Source organism: Pseudomonas sp. PA1(2017) (genome assembly GCF_001945375.1).
Classification (GTDB): Bacteria; Pseudomonadota; Gammaproteobacteria; order Pseudomonadales; family Pseudomonadaceae; genus Aquipseudomonas.
On the sequence record NZ_MSXU01000015.1, the window covers coordinates 255,877 to 272,803 of the forward strand.

General features: G+C 65.1%; 16 protein-coding genes and 1 riboswitch. Of the genes, 10 read left to right on the forward strand and 6 right to left on the reverse strand.

Going from position 1 to position 16,927, the window contains the following annotated elements; all coding sequences use genetic code 11:
• Positions 1–35: 35 nt before the first annotated feature.
• The 4 genes from BVH01_RS21800 to BVH01_RS21815 all read right to left on the reverse strand — a co-directional run bounded on the left by BVH01_RS21800 (position 36) and on the right by BVH01_RS21815 (position 3,443).
• Positions 36–995, reverse strand: a complete 960-nt coding sequence (locus BVH01_RS21800) for a metal ABC transporter ATPase (RefSeq protein ID WP_075932330.1) — start codon at positions 993–995, stop codon at positions 36–38.
• Between the two features lie 70 nt (positions 996–1,065).
• Complete coding sequence (locus BVH01_RS21805) at positions 1,066–1,902, reverse strand: aldo/keto reductase (RefSeq protein WP_371915618.1); 837 nt, start codon at positions 1,900–1,902, stop codon at positions 1,066–1,068.
• Positions 1,899–3,071, reverse strand: coding sequence for an FAD-binding oxidoreductase (locus tag BVH01_RS21810; protein ID WP_075932332.1), 1,173 nt, complete (start codon positions 3,069–3,071; stop codon positions 1,899–1,901). Before BVH01_RS21810 ends, BVH01_RS21805 begins: the two co-directional genes overlap by 4 nt.
• Before the next feature lie 39 nt (positions 3,072–3,110).
• A complete protein-coding gene (locus BVH01_RS21815; RefSeq protein WP_075932333.1) occupies positions 3,111–3,443 on the reverse strand; it encodes a multidrug efflux SMR transporter in 333 nt (110 codons plus the stop codon).
• Between the two features lie 86 nt (positions 3,444–3,529).
• On the opposite strand from BVH01_RS21815, the gene BVH01_RS21820 reads away from it, so the two are divergent.
• Both BVH01_RS21820 and waaA read left to right on the forward strand, forming a co-directional pair.
• Positions 3,530–4,417 carry a LysR family transcriptional regulator gene (locus BVH01_RS21820; RefSeq protein ID WP_075932334.1) on the forward strand — a complete coding sequence of 296 codons (888 nt, stop codon included), beginning with the start codon at positions 3,530–3,532 and terminating at the stop codon, positions 4,415–4,417.
• 51 nt (positions 4,418–4,468) lie between these two features.
• On the forward strand, positions 4,469–5,749 hold the full coding sequence (gene waaA, locus BVH01_RS21825; RefSeq protein WP_075932335.1) for a lipid IV(A) 3-deoxy-D-manno-octulosonic acid transferase: 1,281 nt from the start codon (positions 4,469–4,471) through the stop codon (positions 5,747–5,749).
• A 170-nt stretch (positions 5,750–5,919) separates the two neighbouring features.
• Here waaA and BVH01_RS21830 read toward each other — a convergent pair whose 3' ends face one another.
• On the reverse strand, positions 5,920–7,350 hold the full coding sequence (locus BVH01_RS21830) for a TolC family outer membrane protein (protein WP_075932336.1): 1,431 nt from the start codon (positions 7,348–7,350) through the stop codon (positions 5,920–5,922).
• A 140-nt stretch (positions 7,351–7,490) separates the two neighbouring features.
• A riboswitch (TPP riboswitch) is annotated at positions 7,491–7,597 on the forward strand.
• Positions 7,598–7,905: 308 nt separating this feature from the next.
• Here BVH01_RS21830 and thiC point away from each other — a divergent pair.
• Positions 7,906–9,807 carry a phosphomethylpyrimidine synthase ThiC gene (gene thiC / locus BVH01_RS21835; RefSeq protein WP_075932337.1) on the forward strand — a complete coding sequence of 634 codons (1,902 nt, stop codon included), beginning with the start codon at positions 7,906–7,908 and terminating at the stop codon, positions 9,805–9,807.
• A gap of 103 nt (positions 9,808–9,910) precedes the next feature.
• Here thiC and BVH01_RS21840 read toward each other — a convergent pair whose 3' ends face one another.
• Complete coding sequence (locus BVH01_RS21840; RefSeq protein WP_256562820.1) at positions 9,911–10,666, reverse strand: RsiV family protein; 756 nt, start codon at positions 10,664–10,666, stop codon at positions 9,911–9,913.
• 171 nt (positions 10,667–10,837) lie between these two features.
• On the opposite strand from BVH01_RS21840, the gene BVH01_RS21845 reads away from it, so the two are divergent.
• The 7 genes from BVH01_RS21845 (at position 10,838) to BVH01_RS21875 (ending at position 16,925) form a co-directional block, all read left to right on the forward strand.
• Positions 10,838–11,455: an NUDIX domain-containing protein gene (locus tag BVH01_RS21845; protein WP_075932338.1), complete on the forward strand. Its 618-nt coding sequence runs from the start codon at positions 10,838–10,840 to the stop codon at positions 11,453–11,455.
• Positions 11,446–11,898, forward strand: coding sequence for a DUF1249 domain-containing protein (locus tag BVH01_RS21850; RefSeq protein ID WP_075932339.1), 453 nt, complete (start codon positions 11,446–11,448; stop codon positions 11,896–11,898). Before BVH01_RS21845 ends, BVH01_RS21850 begins: the two co-directional genes overlap by 10 nt.
• A 114-nt stretch (positions 11,899–12,012) precedes the next feature.
• The gene (gene cpdA / locus BVH01_RS21855; protein WP_075932340.1) at positions 12,013–12,831 is read left to right on the forward strand and encodes a 3',5'-cyclic-AMP phosphodiesterase; all 819 of its coding nucleotides are present in this window, start codon (positions 12,013–12,015) and stop codon (positions 12,829–12,831) included.
• Between the two features lie 64 nt (positions 12,832–12,895).
• Entirely contained in the window at positions 12,896–13,477 is a 582-nt protein-coding gene (locus tag BVH01_RS21860; protein WP_075932341.1) for a YqiA/YcfP family alpha/beta fold hydrolase, read from the forward strand.
• Positions 13,478–13,522: 45 nt separating this feature from the next.
• Positions 13,523–15,421, forward strand: coding sequence for a DNA topoisomerase IV subunit B (gene parE, locus BVH01_RS21865; protein WP_075932342.1), 1,899 nt, complete (start codon positions 13,523–13,525; stop codon positions 15,419–15,421).
• Positions 15,421–16,404, forward strand: a complete 984-nt coding sequence (locus tag BVH01_RS21870; RefSeq protein ID WP_075932343.1) for an esterase-like activity of phytase family protein — start codon at positions 15,421–15,423, stop codon at positions 16,402–16,404. The genes parE and BVH01_RS21870 overlap by 1 nt, the downstream gene beginning before the upstream one ends.
• Positions 16,401–16,925, forward strand: coding sequence for a TIGR02281 family clan AA aspartic protease (locus tag BVH01_RS21875; protein WP_075932344.1), 525 nt, complete (start codon positions 16,401–16,403; stop codon positions 16,923–16,925). Before BVH01_RS21870 ends, BVH01_RS21875 begins: the two co-directional genes overlap by 4 nt.
• The last annotated feature ends 2 nt before the right edge of the window (positions 16,926–16,927 follow it).

A 16,927-nucleotide genomic window follows, 5' to 3' on the forward strand; every position in this document is an offset into this window, starting at 1 on the left:
CACTTGGCGGGGTTTTGTTTTGTGGCGCCTGCCGGTCAGACCGCCGCGGCGGTATCCAGGCGAGCCCTTGAAGAAGCCTCAGGGCGCGTGCCGAACAATTCGGACTTGCCGGGCTTCGGCGTCAGGTTCTGCAGCGTTAGCCAATCCTTCCAGCGGATGCGTTCATCGCGAACCAGCCAGCCGTCCTGGGCGGCGAAGCTTTCCGCCAGCCACAGGCCGCGAGTATTGGCAGGCACCAGTTGGCCTTGGCGCAGGGTCAACAGCTCGGCGGTGGGGCGGCCCTGCTCCAGGGGAATCAAATACAGATCGGGGCGGGCGTGATCCAGACGGGCGATCAGCTTGCCGTTCTCCAGGTGCTCATCGACGTGCAGCAGACTAGGTTGCTTCGCCTCTTTGGGCAGGTCCAGGCGCAGGTCGTAGACCAGCTGCAGCGATGCGGTGGGTACATGCACGTAGGCCCGCGGGCGCTCCAGCAAGGTCAGGTTGCCGCATTGCACCGGGCGAGCGGCGCCAGACAGTGGGCTGAGCCGGAAATGGACGTTCTCCCGGTACTTGAGTGCGCCCTCGTAGGGCGCTGGTAGCCAGGTGTCGCCGAAGCGGCCGTAGAGCCAGCCTTCGCTGGTTTCCAACAGGCATTCCTCGGCCACTTCCTGGATAGCGGTCAGCAGCGGCAGGTTGAGTTCGTGGGCCGGTACGTAGCCGGAGATCAGCTTGAGCACGACATCGCCGCGGTCGTGGCGGCGCTGGCGCACCAGCAGCCAGTATTCGCGGCCCTGCCAGTGCAGGGTCAGGCGCACCGATACACCCAGGTTGGCCAGCTCCGCCGCGAAGCGCTGGCTGTCGGGCAGCTCGACCGGTTTGCGGCGTTCGAGCATTTCGCTGAAATTCAGTGGGCGGCCAAGGCTCTGGTAGGCGATGCCATCAGGCGTTGCCTCGACGTATAACGGCAAGGTCTTGAAGGTGGCGGGGTCCTTGCGGGAAATGATGCGCGGCATGTCGGCTCCTTCTTGCGTCGGGGTCGGCCGCCTGGGCGGCGTCAAAAGGCGTTATCGGAACGCCTGTTCATCACTCTGCTGATCCTCTGTTACCACTTTTAGTGCCGACAATAACCTCGGCAGCCACTGCCACGTTGTGCGCTAGATGCAGTGGGTTGATGGTGCCGACGATGGCGCTGCCCACACCCGGGTGAGCGAAGATCAGCTCGAAGCTGGCGCGTATCGGGTCGACACTGCTGTCCAGGCAGACATGGCCGCTGGCCAGGGCTTTCTTGATCAGCACGCCTTTGGCGTGACTGGCAGCATAGTCCAATACCGGACGTTCCTGCTGCTCGCCCAGGTTGTAGGTGACCATGGCGCAGTCGCCGCGCTCCAGTGCCAGCAGACCACCCTCGACCGTCTTGCCGGAGAAGCCGAAGCCGCGAATCAGCCCGGCCTGCTTGAGCTCGGCGAGGGTCTGGTAGACCGCTTCGTGCTGCAGGATCGCCAGGTCGTCGCCGTTGGAGTGCACCAGCACCAGGTCGAGATAGTCCGTTTCCAGACGTTTCAGGCTGCGCTCCACCGAGCGTCGGGTGTGCGCGGCGGAAAAATCGAAATGCGACAGGCCGTTGTCGAACTCCTCGCCCACCTTGCTGACGATCACCCAATCGTGGCGCTGGCCGCGCAGCAGCGGGCCGAGGCGCTGTTCGCTGGTGCCGTAAGCCGGCGCGGTATCGAGCAGATTGATGCCCAGCTCCCGGGCCAGGCCGAGCAACTGCAGCGCCTGCTGGTCATCGGGAATGGTGAAGCCGTTGGGGTACTTGACGCCCTGATCACGGCCCAGTTTGACGGTGCCCAAACCAAGGGGGGAAACGCTCAGGCCGGTGGAGCCCAGCGGGCGATGCAGCTCGTGCAGGTCGCGCATCAGAATGCTGCCTCCCACGCAGTACGGCCGATAACCGGGCGTGGCAGTTCGGGCAAGGCAGCTTGAGCCGCCGGGCGAATGCCGTCGCGCTCGAGATGGCTCAGCACGCGATCAGCGAAGTCCGGCGCCAGGGCCAGCTTGGTTGGCCAGCCGACGAGCAGGGCGCCCTGGTCGCTCAGGAAAGCATTGTCCGGCCGCACCAGGCCGCTTTGCGCGGGTTCCGCCCGCTCGACACGTAGGGTCGCCCATTGGGCTGTGGACAAATCGATCCAGGGCAGCAGCTGGGTGAGCTCCTTGCGTGCGGCTTCGATCTGCGCGGCTTCGTCGCGGGCTACGCCGTCCGCTTCAGCCAGGTCGCCGCCCAGGTACCAGACCCATTCGCCATCGGCGCTCGGGTGGCTGGTCACGGTAATCCGCGGCTTGGGGCCTCCGCCCAGGCAATGGGCGTACAGCGGCTTTAGGCTCGGCCCTTTGACCATCACCATGTGCAGCGGGCGCAGTTGCTGGCTGGGTTGGGCGATGCCAAGGCTGGCCAGCAGGTCGGCGTTGCCGCGACCGGCGCTGAGCACGATGCGCTGGGCGCGGATTTCGCGACCATCGACACGCAGGCCAACCAGTTGGCCGTTCTCGTGCAGTGGCTCGATGGCATCGGCGGCGAGCAGGCTGTCGCCAGCGAGCTCGGCCAGGCGGGTGATCAGGCTGGGCACGTCCACCACCAATTCTGCCAGGCGATAGACCTTGCCCTTGAATTTCGGGTTCTGCAGCGCTGGAGGCAGTTGCTCGCCCTTGACCTGGTCGACCCGCCCGCGTACGGCCTTGCTGGCGAAGAAGCTGGTCAGGTTGCCGGCCAGCGTGCCTGGCGACCACAGGTAATGGGCGTCGGAAAGCAGACGCACGCCAGACAGATCCAACTCGCCCGTGCCATCCAGCGCCTCGCGCCAGCGCCGTGGCATGTCGGCGATGGCTTCCGATGCACCGCTCAGGGCGCCATGCAGGGCGTACTTGGCGCCGCCGTGGATGATGCCCTGGGACTTGACGCTCTGACCGCCGCCCAGGCTTTCGCGCTCCACCAGCAGCGTGGCGTAGCCCTTGGCGCGCAGCCGTGCGTTCAGCCACAGGCCGGCGACGCCGCCGCCGACGATCAGGACGTCTGTGCTCAGAGTTTGGGACATGCGGGCGCCTCTCAGAAAAACAGGTGCGCAGTATAACGCTCAGTGGCCGGTGACGCGGGAGAACAGCTGGATCACCACCACGCCGCTGACGATCAGGGCCATGCCCAGCACGGCTGGCAGGTCCGGTTTCTGGTCATAGACGAACATTGCCGCGATGCTGACCAGCACGATGCCCAGCCCGGCCCAGATGGCGTAGGCGATACCCACTGGAATGGTGCGTACCACTAGGATCAGCATCCAGAAGGCGATGCTGTAGCCCGCGATCACCAGCAGCAGCGGCAGGGGTTTGTTCAGACCATCCACGGCCTTCATGGAGGTGGTGGCGACGACTTCGGCGGCAATTGCCAGGGCGAGATAGAGATAACCATTCATCGGCAGCACTCCTCTTAACAGGCTGCCAATTTTACCGTCGCCTGCTGTTAGGTAAACTCATTACCTATCTATTTAGGAGATAGGTTGTGCGCTGGAGTCTTGAGCAGTTAGACGTCTTCGTTGCAGTCGCCGAAGGCAGTTCGTTTTCGGCCGTGGCGCGTCGCCTGGGTCGCGTGCAGTCGGCGGTCAGCACGGCGGTGGCCGCATTGGAAGATGACCTCGGCGTCCGTCTGTTCGAGCGTAGCAGCGGGCGTCAGCCCCGTTTGACGGAGGCCGGCCAGGCGCTGCTGGAAGAGGCGCGCGAGTTATTGCGCCAGTGCGAGCGGCTGGAGGGCCGAGCGCTCGGCCTGGCCAAGGGGGAGGAGGCCTGTCTGCGGCTCGCCCAGGATGAGGCCTTGCCGCTGCCTCCGGTGCTCGACAGTCTCGAGGTCCTGGCACGAGCCTTTCCAGGCGTGGAAGTGCAGATGACCAGTGGCGGGCAGGGCGTGGTGGCGCGTCGGCTCATCGAGCGGCGTGCCGATCTTGGCCTGCTGTTCCATCATGAGGGCATGCCGGCAGAACTCGAACGGCGGCGCCTGGGTATGGTGGAAATGGTCATGGTGTGCGGGGCTGGCCATCCGCTGGCGCAGGCCGGCGCGGTCGGGCGCCGTGAGCTGGCGCGCCACCGCCAACTGCTGATCTCCCTGCAGGACACCCAGTATCCGGGTAACGAACGGATCAGCCCCTCGGCCTGGCATGCCGACAGCTTCTACTCGATGGCCGAGTTGCTGATGCGCAACCTGGGCTGGGCTTGCCTGCCGCGGCACGTGGCCCAGTACCCCACCTATCAAGGGCATCTGGTGGAGCTGCGCAGCGACTGGATCGCGCCGCCGTTGCCGCTGGAAATGGTATTCCGCCGCGACGAGGTGCTCGGGCCTGCCGCCCAGTGGCTGGCTGCGGCGTTGGCCGAACGGTTGCGAGTGCTCAAGGCATGAGCCCGTGGCGCGACTTGTGCTGCCCCGCCGGCAACCCTAAGCTTCGCCGCCATGAACCGACATCTCTATAGCCTGCTGTTTCACTTCTGTCTGCCGCTGATTGGTCTGCGTCTGGCTTGGCGCGCCTGGCGTGCGCCGGCGTATGCCAATCGTATCGGCGAACGCTTCGCCCTGCTGCCGCCACTGCGCCCCGGCGGCATCTGGGTGCACGCCGTATCGGTAGGCGAAAGCATCGCCGCGGCACCGCTGGTGCGTGAGCTGCTGGCCCGCTATCCGGATCTGCCGATCACCCTGACCTGCATGACGCCCACCGGCTCCGAGCGCATCCGTGCGCTGTTTCCCGAGGCGCAGTTCGCCGGCCGGGTGCAGCACTGCTACCTGCCCTACGACATGCCCTGGGCCGCAGCGTGCTTTCTCAAGCAGGTGCGACCGAAGCTCGCGGTGATCATGGAGACCGAGCTGTGGCCCAACTACATCCACCAATGTGCCCGCCGCGGCATTCCGGTGGCGTTGGCCAATGGTCGGTTGTCCGCGCGTTCGGCCAGGGGCTACGGGCGTTTCGCCAAACTTACCGCGCCGATGCTCGCCGAGCTGAACCTGCTCGCAGTGCAGACGCAGGTCGAAGCCGAGCGCTTTATCGCCCTTGGCGCGCGACCCGAAGCCGTCGAGGTGACCGGCTCGATCAAGTTCGACCAACAGGTTGACGCCGAGCTGAGTGCACGCGCCAGCGCGCTGCGCGAGCAATGGCAGGCGCGGCAGCGGCCGGTGTGGATCGCTGCGAGCACCCGCGAGGGCGAGGATGCGCTGGTGATCCAGGCGCACCGGCGATTGCTCGCCAGCCAGCCGGATGCCTTGCTGATTTTGGTGCCGCGCCACCTGGAGCGTTTCGATACGGCCGCGACGCAACTGCGTGAAGCGGGCTTGAGCTACGTGCGGCGCTCCGCGGGCGAAGCGGTGGGTCACGATGTGCAGGTGCTGCTCGGCGACAGCATGGGCGAGCTGATGTTTCTCTACGCCCTGGCCGATATCGCCTTCGTCGGCGGCAGCCTGGTCGAGACCGGCGGCCACAACCCGCTGGAGCCGGCTGCACTGGGCCTGCCGGTGATCATGGGGCCGCACCGCTTCAACTTTCTGGAAATCACCGCGCAACTGCTCGAGCACGGCGCGCTCAGCGAAGTCGCGGATGCCGATGCGCTCGGCGATCAGGTCGCAATGCTGCTGAGTAATCCCGCAAGAGCAGCCGAGATGCGCGATGCCGGGCTGGCGGTGCTCAAGGCCAATCAGGGGGCGTTGAAACGCCTGCTGGATGGGTTGGGAAGGCTGCTCGTTTAAGGCCTGCTCAATTGGCCTGGATGTGGCCGCAACGCTGCGCACAGCCTCGATTCATGTGGGAGCGCGCGGGGACGCCTAGTCCATGCCCGCGAATTCACACGCATGGCGCGCTCCAACGATTGGCTGCTTAACAACCGCCTTTGTATTCCTAGTCCTGACTGCCCGCGTGCTTACTCGCCCTGCAGCTTCGCTTCGCCAGCCTTGGCCAGATCCGTCGGCAGGAAATCGCGATCCGGGTTGTAGTCCGGTTTCAGGTAGGCGCCCAGTGCCTCCAGGTCGGCCGGGCTGAGGGTGCCGGCGGCCTGCTTGAGGCGCAGGTTGTTGAGGATGTAGTCGTAGCGCGCGTCGTTGTAGTTGCGCACGGCGCTGTATAGCTGGCGCTGGGCGTCGAGCACGTCGACGATGTTGCGAGTGCCGACCTGATAACCGATTTCCGTGGCCTGCAGCGCGCTCTGGTTGGAGATGATCGACTGACGACGCGCCTGCACGGTTTCCACATCGGTATTCACCGCCCGGTACAGGTTGCGGGTGTTCTGCACCACTTCACGGCGCAGGCCTTCGCGGCGCTGCTCGGACTGGCTCAGGCGCTGGTAGGCCTCGCGTGCCTGGGAGCTGGTCAGGCCGCCGCTGTACAGCGGGATGTTCAGCTCCAGGCCGATGCTGCGTTGCGACACGTCGCTGCCGTAGCTCTGCCCGGTGTAGTTGGGGTTGCTCAGGCCGAAGGCGTCGTTGTCGCCGCGCTGGTAGCTGGCCACCGCGTCCAGGGTCGGCGCATGGCCGGCCTTGCGCTGGCGCAGGGTTTCCTCGGCGGCATTCACCGCGAAGTTGCTGGCCTGCAGGTTGAGGTTCTGGGCCGCCGCGGTGTTGACCCAGGCGGTGGCGTCATTGGGCATCGGGGTGAGGATCGGCAGGCTGTGCTGGATGCCCTCGATGCTGCGGTATTCGCGGTTGGTCAGGGTGATCAGCGCCTCGAAGGCGTCGTCGACCTGGCGCTGGGCGGTGATGCGGTTGGCGCGGGCACTGTCGAAGCCGGCCTGGGCCTGCAGCACGTCGGTCTTGTCCGAGAGGCCGACATCGAAGCGCTCGTTGGCCTGGTCGAGCTGGCGATTGAAGGCGGCTTCTTCGGCCTTGGTCGAGGCCAGGTTGTCCTGGGCGCGCAGCACCGAGAAATAGGCTTCGGCGCTCTGCAGAATCAGGTTCTGTTCATTGGCCGAAAGCTCCAGGGCGGCTTGCTCGCTGACCGCCTCTGCGGCCTGCAGCTGGAACCAGCGGTCGGCACGGAACAATGGCTGGCTGAGGTTGGCCTGGTAGACCGTGGCACTGCGCGACTGGGTGGCCGCAGGCTGCTGCAGGGCCGTGCGGGTGTCGTTGACGCGGGCGCCGGCGCTGAGATTCGGCAGCAGGCCGGCGCGGGCCTGGGGCACGCCTTCGCGACGCGCCTGGTAGTCGGCGCGGGCCGCGGCCAGGTCGGCATTGTTGGCGGCGGCTTCCTGGTACACCGACATCAGGTCGGTACGCACCGATAGCGGCGCGGGTTCTGCCCAGGCCGTGGCGGTTGAAGTGGCGGTCACGGCAACGGCCAGGGAGAGTCTGCGCAGCATGTCGGTGGATCCTAGAGGGGCAGTAGCAGGCGAGACTAAGCCCGGCCATCGGGGTGGTCAAGGCGCGGCGATAGTGGCCATCACGCGACCGACGGGTCGCCTGCGCATTGCTGCCACCTGCGGCTGCCAGTAGACTGACCGGGTTCTTGTCGGGGTGCCTCGAATCGGAGGCTGAGATCGGAGAGTTCCGGATCCCGTTGAACCTGATCAGGTTAAGGCCTGCGTAGGGAACAAGAGGTATCCACCTCTACAGATCGTTTAAAAACGTAGGCGAGGCAGCCAGCGCAAGGCAAAAAGTGGCGAAAAAGCGGAGTGTACGAGTAGTACATGAGCATTTTGAGCCGGTTTTAACGCCGCGATGGCAACGCAGCTAGTTTTTCATCGATCTGCATGGTGGATTCCCCCACACCGCACTCGTGGTGTGCCCGCGCCCTGGCTGTTTGATCATGCCGGCGCTCGTCACGATCTCCGCATGTTCAAGCAGCCCGGGCTCGGCGTTGGCTCATCGCGTGTGTCCGTCAGGTTCTCCCCGACATCCAGCCGAGGAGCCAACCGATGAGCGTCAAACAACAACAGCAGAACCTCAGTGAGTCCGCCCAGGTCGACCAGCAGTCGATCCAGCCTTTCCCACGCTCACAGAAAATCTACGTGCAGGGCAGTCGCCCGGACATTCGCGTACCGATGCGTGAGATCAGCCTGGATGTCACCCCAACCGCATTCTCTGAAACAAAGAACGGTGGCGAGATCAACGCGCCGGTCACCGTCTACGACACCTCCGGCCCCTACACCGACCCGAGCGTAACCATAGACGTGCGCAAGGGCCTGGCCGACGTGCGCAGCGCCTGGATCGAGGATCGCGGCGACACCGAGCGCCTGGATGGCCTGTCCTCCGAGTTCGGCCAGCGGCGCCTGGCCGACGAGGAACTGACCAAGATGCGCTTCGCCCACGTGCGCAACCCGCGCCGCGCCAAGGCCGGCAAGAACGTCAGCCAGATGCACTACGCACGTCAGGGCATCATCACCCCGGAGATGGAATATGTCGCCATTCGCGAGAACATGAAGCTCGCCGAGCACCGCGCCGCCGGCCTGCTCAAGGAACAGCATGGCGGCCAGAGTTTCGGCGCCAGCATTCCCAAGGAAATCACCCCCGAGTTCGTCCGCGAGGAAGTCGCCTGCGGCCGCGCCATCATTCCGGCCAACATCAACCACACCGAGCTGGAGCCGATGATCATCGGCCGCAACTTCCTGGTGAAGATCAACGGCAATATCGGCAACTCGGCCCTGGGTTCCTCCATCGAGGAAGAAGTGGCCAAGCTGACCTGGGGCATCCGCTGGGGCTCGGACACGGTGATGGACCTGTCCACCGGCAAGCATATCCACGAAACCCGCGAGTGGATCATCCGCAACTCGCCGGTGCCGATCGGCACCGTACCGATTTACCAGGCGCTGGAAAAGGTCAACGGTGTGGCCGAAGACCTGACCTGGGAGTTGTTCCGCGACACCCTTATCGAACAGGCCGAGCAGGGCGTGGACTACTTCACCATCCACGCTGGCGTGCTGCTGCGTTACGTGCCGCTGACCGCCAAGCGGGTCACCGGCATCGTTTCCCGCGGCGGCTCGATCATGGCCAAGTGGTGCCTGGCCCACCACAAGGAGAATTTCCTCTATACCCATTTCGAGGAAATCTGCGAAATCATGAAGGCCTACGACGTCAGCTTCTCGCTGGGCGACGGCCTGCGTCCGGGCTCCATCGCCGACGCCAATGACGCCGCCCAGTTCGGTGAGCTGGAAACCCTCGGCGAGCTGACCAAGATCGCCTGGAAGCATGACGTGCAGTGCATGATCGAAGGCCCCGGCCACGTGCCGATGCAACTGATCAAGGAGAACATGGACAAGCAGCTGGAATGCTGCGACGAGGCGCCGTTCTACACCCTCGGCCCGCTGACCACCGATATCGCACCGGGCTACGACCACATCACCTCGGGCATCGGTGCGGCGATGATCGGCTGGTTCGGCTGCGCCATGCTTTGCTACGTCACGCCCAAGGAGCACCTGGGCCTGCCGAACAAGGATGACGTCAAGACCGGGATCATCACCTACAAGATCGCCGCGCATGCCGCCGATCTCGCAAAAGGTCACCCGGGTGCGCAGATCCGCGACAACGCGCTGAGCAAGGCGCGCTTCGAGTTCCGCTGGGAAGACCAGTTCAACCTCGGCCTCGACCCGGATACCGCCCGTAGCTTCCACGACGAGACGCTGCCGAAGGACTCGGCCAAGGTCGCTCACTTCTGTTCGATGTGCGGGCCTAAGTTCTGCTCGATGAAGATCACCCAGGAGGTACGTGAGTACGCCAAGGAGAACGGTCTATCGGACGAGAGCAAGGCGGTCGAAGCGGGCTTCAAGGAGCAGGCCGAGCGTTTCAAGGAAGAAGGCTCGGTGATCTACCGGCAGGTGTAAACCTCAGGCGCAGGCGCGACGAATATCGCGCCTGCGTCCAGGGTCTGTTGCCGTTTCACGCACGGCTCGCGTTGAAACGGCAACAGACCCTAGCAATCCCGCTCTAGCGCGCGGCGCCAGGCATATAGGCCGGGCGCAGGATGCCCTGCAGCTGGCTGTAGGGGATCAGGATTTCCGGATGGCCGTCGGAGTAGGGCGCCAGGCGGGCGACATCGTATTTGAGCATCACCGCATCGGGGTTCAGGGCGATATTGGCGGTGCGCTCGAACGGCCAGGTCTTGCGGTATTCCACATCGTTGCCGTGGCCCTGGGCGATCAGCCAGGCCTGGTGGGCGCGCTGAGCGATCTGCCAAAACGCCGCTTCCTCGCCGGGCACCAGCATGTCCTGCAGGCTCAGTACCTTGTTCTGCTCACGGTCGTAATTGAGGTAGGTGCGACCGGGTACGCCGTGGGCGCCGCCGATGAAGTGGTAGCTGGACAGCTCGATCACCACCAGTTGGTCATGCTGGCTAAGTACCTTGGCCTGCAGGTAGCTCACCCAGCCTGGCTTGCCGTTGGCGAGAAAGTCACGCTCGTGTTCGGCCAGCGACGCGGGGCGCGTGCCGGTGGCGGCTTTCACCAAGTCGAGCAGGGTGGCTTCGATGCGAGCATTTAGGGCCGGTTGATCGGTCACGCGCTGCAGTTCGACGTTGACCAGCGGGCAATCCTGGGCGCTGCAGTCGGCTGGCTTGTGCTCCCACTTCTCATGGGTGGTCGCCACCCCCGCTGACGCGTCGGGACGGGACAGGCTCTGGCAAGCGCCGAGCAGTAGGGCAAGGCTGAAAAGAGCACCGAGACGGGCAACTTGGGACATGTTCATGCAGGAAAAAGCCATTGGCAGAGGACGGGCGTTCGACTGCCTGACGGCAGGGGAGTTCGCGATTATTCGCCAATGCGGGCAGATCGGCCAGGCTTTCGATACGTCGCTTGCGGGAGAGCCTTAACAGCCCCTAGGATGGTTCCAATATGTAGGTGAACGAGAGAGCAGCTGATGACCGAAACCTTCAACCCCGGCCCGGACGCGGTGGAAATCATCGAACGTGAGGAATGCTTCCGCGGGTTCTACCGTCTGGATCGCTTTCACCTGCGCCATCGGCAGTTTTCCGGCGAAATGGGCCCGGTGCTGCGCCGCGAATTGTTCATCCGCCACGATGCCGTCTGCGTGCTGCCTTACGACGCGGTCACCGACAGCGTGGTGCTGATCGAGCAGTTCCGCGTCGGCGCCATGCACAAGACCACCAACCCGTGGCTGGTCGAACTGGTGGCTGGGCTGATCGACAAGCACGAGGAGCCGGACGAAGTCGCACTACGCGAAGCCGAGGAAGAGGCCGGGCTGACGCTGACCTCGCTGTGGCCGATAACCCGCTACTTCCCCTCGCCAGGTGGCTCGGACGAGTTCGTACACCTGTTCCTCGGCCGTTGCGACAGCGCTGGCGTGGGCGGTATTCACGGCCTCGAGGAAGAGGGCGAGGACATCCGCGTGCAGGTATGGCCCTTCGAGGACGCGCTGCAGGCGGTCAAGGACGGCAAGATCAACAATGCGGCGAGCATCATCGCCCTGCAGTGGCTGGCGCTCAACCGTGCCGAGGTCAGGGGGCTATGGGGTTGAATCTGCTGCGCGAGCGCTACCGGGTCGACTTGATCGAGCTGCAGGCGGCTTGCGAAGCCAACTATGCGCGGCTGATGCGCCTGCTGCCCGGCATGCGAGAAACCCAGGGGGCTCGGCGAGTCGCGCTCAGCCAGGGCGAGCGGCAGCTCGGCGTGCTGGCGCTGGAAGTGGTCGAGAGCTGTCCGTATACGTCCACGGTACAGGTGCGCCAGGAGCACAGCCTGCCATGGCTGCCGGTGCCGCAGCTGGAAGTGCGCGTCTACCATGATGCGCGCATGGCCGAGGTTACCGGTGCTCAAAGCGCGCGACGCTTTCGCGGCATTTATCCTTATCCCAACGCCGCCATGCACCAGCCGGACGAGAAAACTCAGCTCAACGTGTTTCTCGGCGAATGGTTGAGTCACTGCCTGGCCTGCGGGCATGAAACCGAGCCGTTGATGTGATTGATGGCCTTTGGCCATGAAGTTGCATCGGATTTCTGTGAACCAGTGCTTGTTTACGGGTTTACCACCTCGTTTGACGATTCCATAATTCGCACTCATTCAAGGAGAAGCACCTTGGCGCGTGCGGCCGTTTCCCCCTCTGCCGATTCTTCGGTTCTGCTGGTGCAGATTACCGACAGCCATCTGTTCGCCGATGCGGACGGTCGACTGCTGGGCATGGATACCGCCGACAGCCTGCGCCGGGTGATCGAGCAGGTGCTCAAGGAGCAGCCGGCCATCGACCTGATTCTGGCCACCGGTGACCTGTCCCAGGACGGCAGCGCAGCGTCCTACGAGCGTTTCGTCGAATTGAGCGCCGCGATCGACGCCCCGGCACGCTGGATTCCGGGCAATCATGACGACATTCCCGCCATGCAGACCGCCTGCGTGGGCACCGACCTGCTCGAGCCGGTCGTCGACCTGGGCAATTGGCGGATCACGTTGCTCGACTCGTCCATCCCCGGCGCCGTACCGGGCTATCTCCAGGAGCCCCAGTTGGCGCTGTTGGAGCGGGCGCTGAGCGAAGCGCCGGATCGCCACCACCTGATTTGCCTGCACCATCATCCCGTGGATATCGGCTGCCAGTGGATGGCGCCGATCGGCCTGCGCAACCCGGATGCCCTGTTCAACCTGCTGCAGCGCTTTCCCCAGGTACGCGCCGTGCTCTGGGGGCATGTGCACCAGACCATCGACACCCAGCGCGGTGACCTGCGGCTATTGGCCTCGCCTTCCACCTGCGTGCAGTTCACGCCGGGCAGTGAGGATTTCCAGGCCGACAGCGCGGCGCCAGGCTATCGCTGGTTGCGTCTGCACGATGACGGGCGTCTGGATACCGGCGTGTCTCGGGTCGAAGGCTTCGTGTTCGAGCCCGACTACAGCGTTGGCGGCTACTGAGGCGCGCAGGCCGCAGCGACAGCAGCGCTTGCAGCCTGCAGGCTGGCGCTAGTAGCCTCCCGTTATGACCAATAGCATTCTTTATATCCATGGCCTCAACAGCTCGCCGGCTTCCACCAAGGCCAGCCAGCTGATAGCCGCCATGACCGCCCGTGGCCTGCAGGCCCAGCTGCGGGTTCCGGCCCTGCATCATCATCCTCGCCAGGCCATTGCCCAGCTCGACGCGCTGATCGCCGAGCTGGGGCGCCCCACGCTGGTCGGCAGCTCGCTGGGCGGCTACTATGCGACCCACCTGGCCGAGCGGCACGGGCTCAAGGCGCTGCTGATCAACCCGGCGGTGCGGCCCCACGAGCTGTTCGACGGCTACTTGGGCACACAAACCAACCTTTACAGCAACGAAACCTGGGAACTGACCGCCGACCATGTGACGGCCCTGGCCGAGCTTGCTGTCGAGCCGCCAGCAGACCCGAATCGTTACCAGGTATGGCTGCAAACCGGCGACGAAACCCTCGACTACCGGCGCGCCCAGGCCTACTACCGGCACTGCGCCCTGCGCATCGAAGCGGGTGGCGACCACGGTTTCCAGGGCTTCGCCGAGCGCCTGCCGATGGTGTTCGCCTTTGCCGGCATTGCCCCCGCTGCCTGAGTGGCCGCACCGAATCCCCGATCAATCAGAGCATTGCAGAGACCCATGGCCCAGCAAAACGCCTACAACGCCGATGCCATCGAAGTGCTTTCCGGCCTCGACCCGGTGCGCAAGCGCCCGGGGATGTACACCGATACCACGCGCCCCAACCACCTCGCTCAGGAAGTCATCGACAATAGCGTCGACGAAGCCCTGGCCGGCCACGCCAAGTCCATCCAGGTGATCCTCCACGAGGACAATTCCCTGGAAGTGATCGACGACGGCCGCGGCATGCCGGTGGACATCCATCCCGAGGAGGGCGTGCCGGGCGTCGAGCTGATCCTTACCAAGCTGCATGCCGGCGGCAAGTTCAGCAACAAGAACTACCAGTTCTCCGGCGGCCTGCACGGCGTCGGCATCTCGGTGGTCAACGCCCTGTCGACCCGCGTGGAAGTGCGCGTCAAGCGCGATGGCAGTGAGTACGCCATGGCCTTCGCCGATGGCTTCAAGGCCAGCGACCTGGAAGTGACCGGCACGGTCGGCAAGCGCAACACCGGTACCAGCGTGCACTTCTGGCCAGACGCCAAGTATTTCGATTCCCACAAATTCTCGGTCAGTCGCCTCAAGCATGTGCTCAAGGCCAAGGCCGTGCTGTGCCCCGGCCTGGCGGTCAGCTTCCACGACAAGGCCAGTAACGAAAAAGTCGAGTGGCTGTACGAAGACGGCCTGCGGTCGTACCTGGTCGATGCGGTCAGTGAATTCGAGCGCCTGCCCAACGAGCCCTTCTGCGGCAGCCTGGCCGGCAACAAGGAAGCCGTGGACTGGGCGCTGCTGTGGCTGCCCGAAGGCGGCGACGCGGTGCAGGAAAGCTACGTCAACCTGATCCCCACGGCCCAGGGCGGCACCCACGTCAACGGTCTGCGTCAGGGCCTGCTGGACGCCATGCGCGAGTTCTGCGAGTTCCGCAACCTGCTGCCCCGCGGCGTCAAGCTGGCGCCGGAAGACGTCTGGGAGCGCATCGCCTTCGTCCTGTCGATGAAGATGCAGGACGCCCAGTTCTCCGGCCAGACCAAGGAGCGCCTGTCGTCTCGCGAGGCCTCGGCATTCGTTTCCGGTGTGGTCAAGGATGCTTTCAGCCTGTGGCTCAACGCCCACCCGGAGTTCGGCCAACAACTCGCCGAGCTGGCGATCAGCAATGCCAGCCGCCGCCTCAAGGCAGGCAAGAAGGTCGAGCGCAAGAAGATCACCCAGGGCCCGGCGCTGCCCGGCAAACTGGCCGACTGCGCGGGCCAGAACCCGCTGCGCTGCGAGCTGTTCCTGGTCGAGGGTGACTCCGCCGGCGGTAGCGCCAAGCAGGCGCGGGACAAGGAATTCCAGGCGATCATGCCGCTGCGCGGCAAGATTCTGAACACCTGGGAAGTGGACGGCGGCGAGGTGCTGGCCAGCCAGGAGGTGCATGACATCGCCGTGGCCATTGGTATCGACCCCGGCTCCAGCGACCTGGCGCAGCTGCGCTACGGCAAGGTCTGCATCCTCGCCGATGCCGACTCCGACGGCCTGCACATCGCCACGCTGCTCTGCGCGTTGTTCGTGCGTCACTTCCGCCCGCTGGTCGACGCCGGCCATGTCTACGTGGCCATGCCGCCGCTGTACCGCATCGACCTGGGCAAGGACATCTACTACGCCCTCGACGAGGCGGAACGCGACGGCATCCTCGATCGCCTGGTGGCCGAGAAAAAACGCGGCAAGCCCCAGGTCACCCGCTTCAAGGGCCTGGGTGAGATGAACCCGCCACAGCTGCGCGAAACCACCATGGACCCCAACACCCGGCGCCTGGTGCAGCTGACCCTCGAGGATTTCGAGGGCACTCGCGAAGTGATGGACATGCTGCTGGCCAAGAAGCGCGCCGGCGACCGCAAATCCTGGCTGGAGTCCAAGGGCAACCTGGCCGAGGTGCTGCTCTGATGCGCCAGCTGTTCGGCGCCGTGCTGTTCGCAGCCGTGACGCCGGTGCTGGCCGCCACGCCGCTCGAAGAACTCAAACTCATCAGCGAACACCCGGTGGCCGGGATGGACGCTGGCAACCTGTCGGGTCTGGCCTGGTGCGGTGATGCGCTGTGGGCGGTGTCCGACCGCGAGGATGATCGCCTGTACCGTCTCGATTCGTCGGTCAGTGTCTGGCAGGCCGAGGCCGAGCGTTTCGTGGCGCCACCGGCGCCCGACATGCCGTTGCCCTGGGGGTTGCGTATGCGCTCGTGGGTAGCCGGCCTGGTGCGCGGCGGTCACCTGGACTTCGAGGGAATCTCCTGCGACGCCAAGGGCAATCGCTATCTGGTCAGCGAAACCCGCGCGGCGGTGCTGCAGGTACCGCCGGCGGCCGATGCGCAATGGCTGAACCTGCCTGAGGGCATGGTGCGCCAGGCGCGGGCCAGCGGCATGCTGCTGCACTTCAACTCGCTGTTCGAAGGCATCGCCATCGACCCGGCCGGCGAGCGCCTGTGGCTGGCCGCGGAAAAGGAGCGGCGCGGCCTAGTGGTGCTGCATAACCGGCGCGCCACCTGGCGCTGCGAAGGTGGTTGCGTGCTGCTCAACGAGGGCGGCGAGGAAGCCTCGCCCGCGGCGCTAGGCGGCCGCCCCGCGCCGGTGGATTTCTCCGACCTGGCTTTCTTCGAAGAGAAGCTCTACACCCTCGAGCGCCAGGCCCACCGCATCTGCCGGCGCACGCCGGCCAGCGGCGAGGTCGAGCGGTGCTGGTCGTTCGCCGCCGAAGCGCTGACCGACGAGCGCCGTTATCCGCTGCATTACGGCGTTGCCGAAGCCCTTTCGATGGACGCCGAGGGCGCCTGGATCGGCCTCGACAACGGTGGGCACGCCCGTGGCGACGGCGAGAAGCGCCCAGTGATCTGGCGCTTCGCCGCGCCGGCCGGCGGCTGGGGGGCTGCGCAGTGAGCGAACAGCCCGCAGGCCGCCGTGCCGGCCGGGTGATGCTGGTGCTAGCCTGGGGCGCCGGCCTGCTGCTGGCTACGCATTTCTTCGGCAACTGGGAAGATGCCAAGCAGCATCCCAATCGCCAGCCGGAATCGGTGCATGGCGATGATTACGTCGAAGTGCGCCTGGCCAGCAGCCCCGGTGGGCATTATCGGGCCGATGGGCAGATCAACGGCGAGGCGGTGAGCTTTCTGCTCGACACCGGTGCCACCCAGGTCGCCATCCCCAGCCAGGTCGCCCGCGACCTCGGTCTGCAGGCCGGCGCGCCGGTTCAGATTCGTACCGCTAACGGCATCGCCACGGCCCACCGTACGCGCCTGGAGCGCTTGCAGCTCGGCGATATCATCTTGCATGACGTGTCCGCACTCATCGCCCCAGGCATGGATGGCGACGAGATCCTGCTGGGCATGAGCGCCTTGAAACAACTCGAATTCAGTCAGAAGGGCGGCAGCCTGATGCTGCGCCAATCAACCTTGCAATGAGG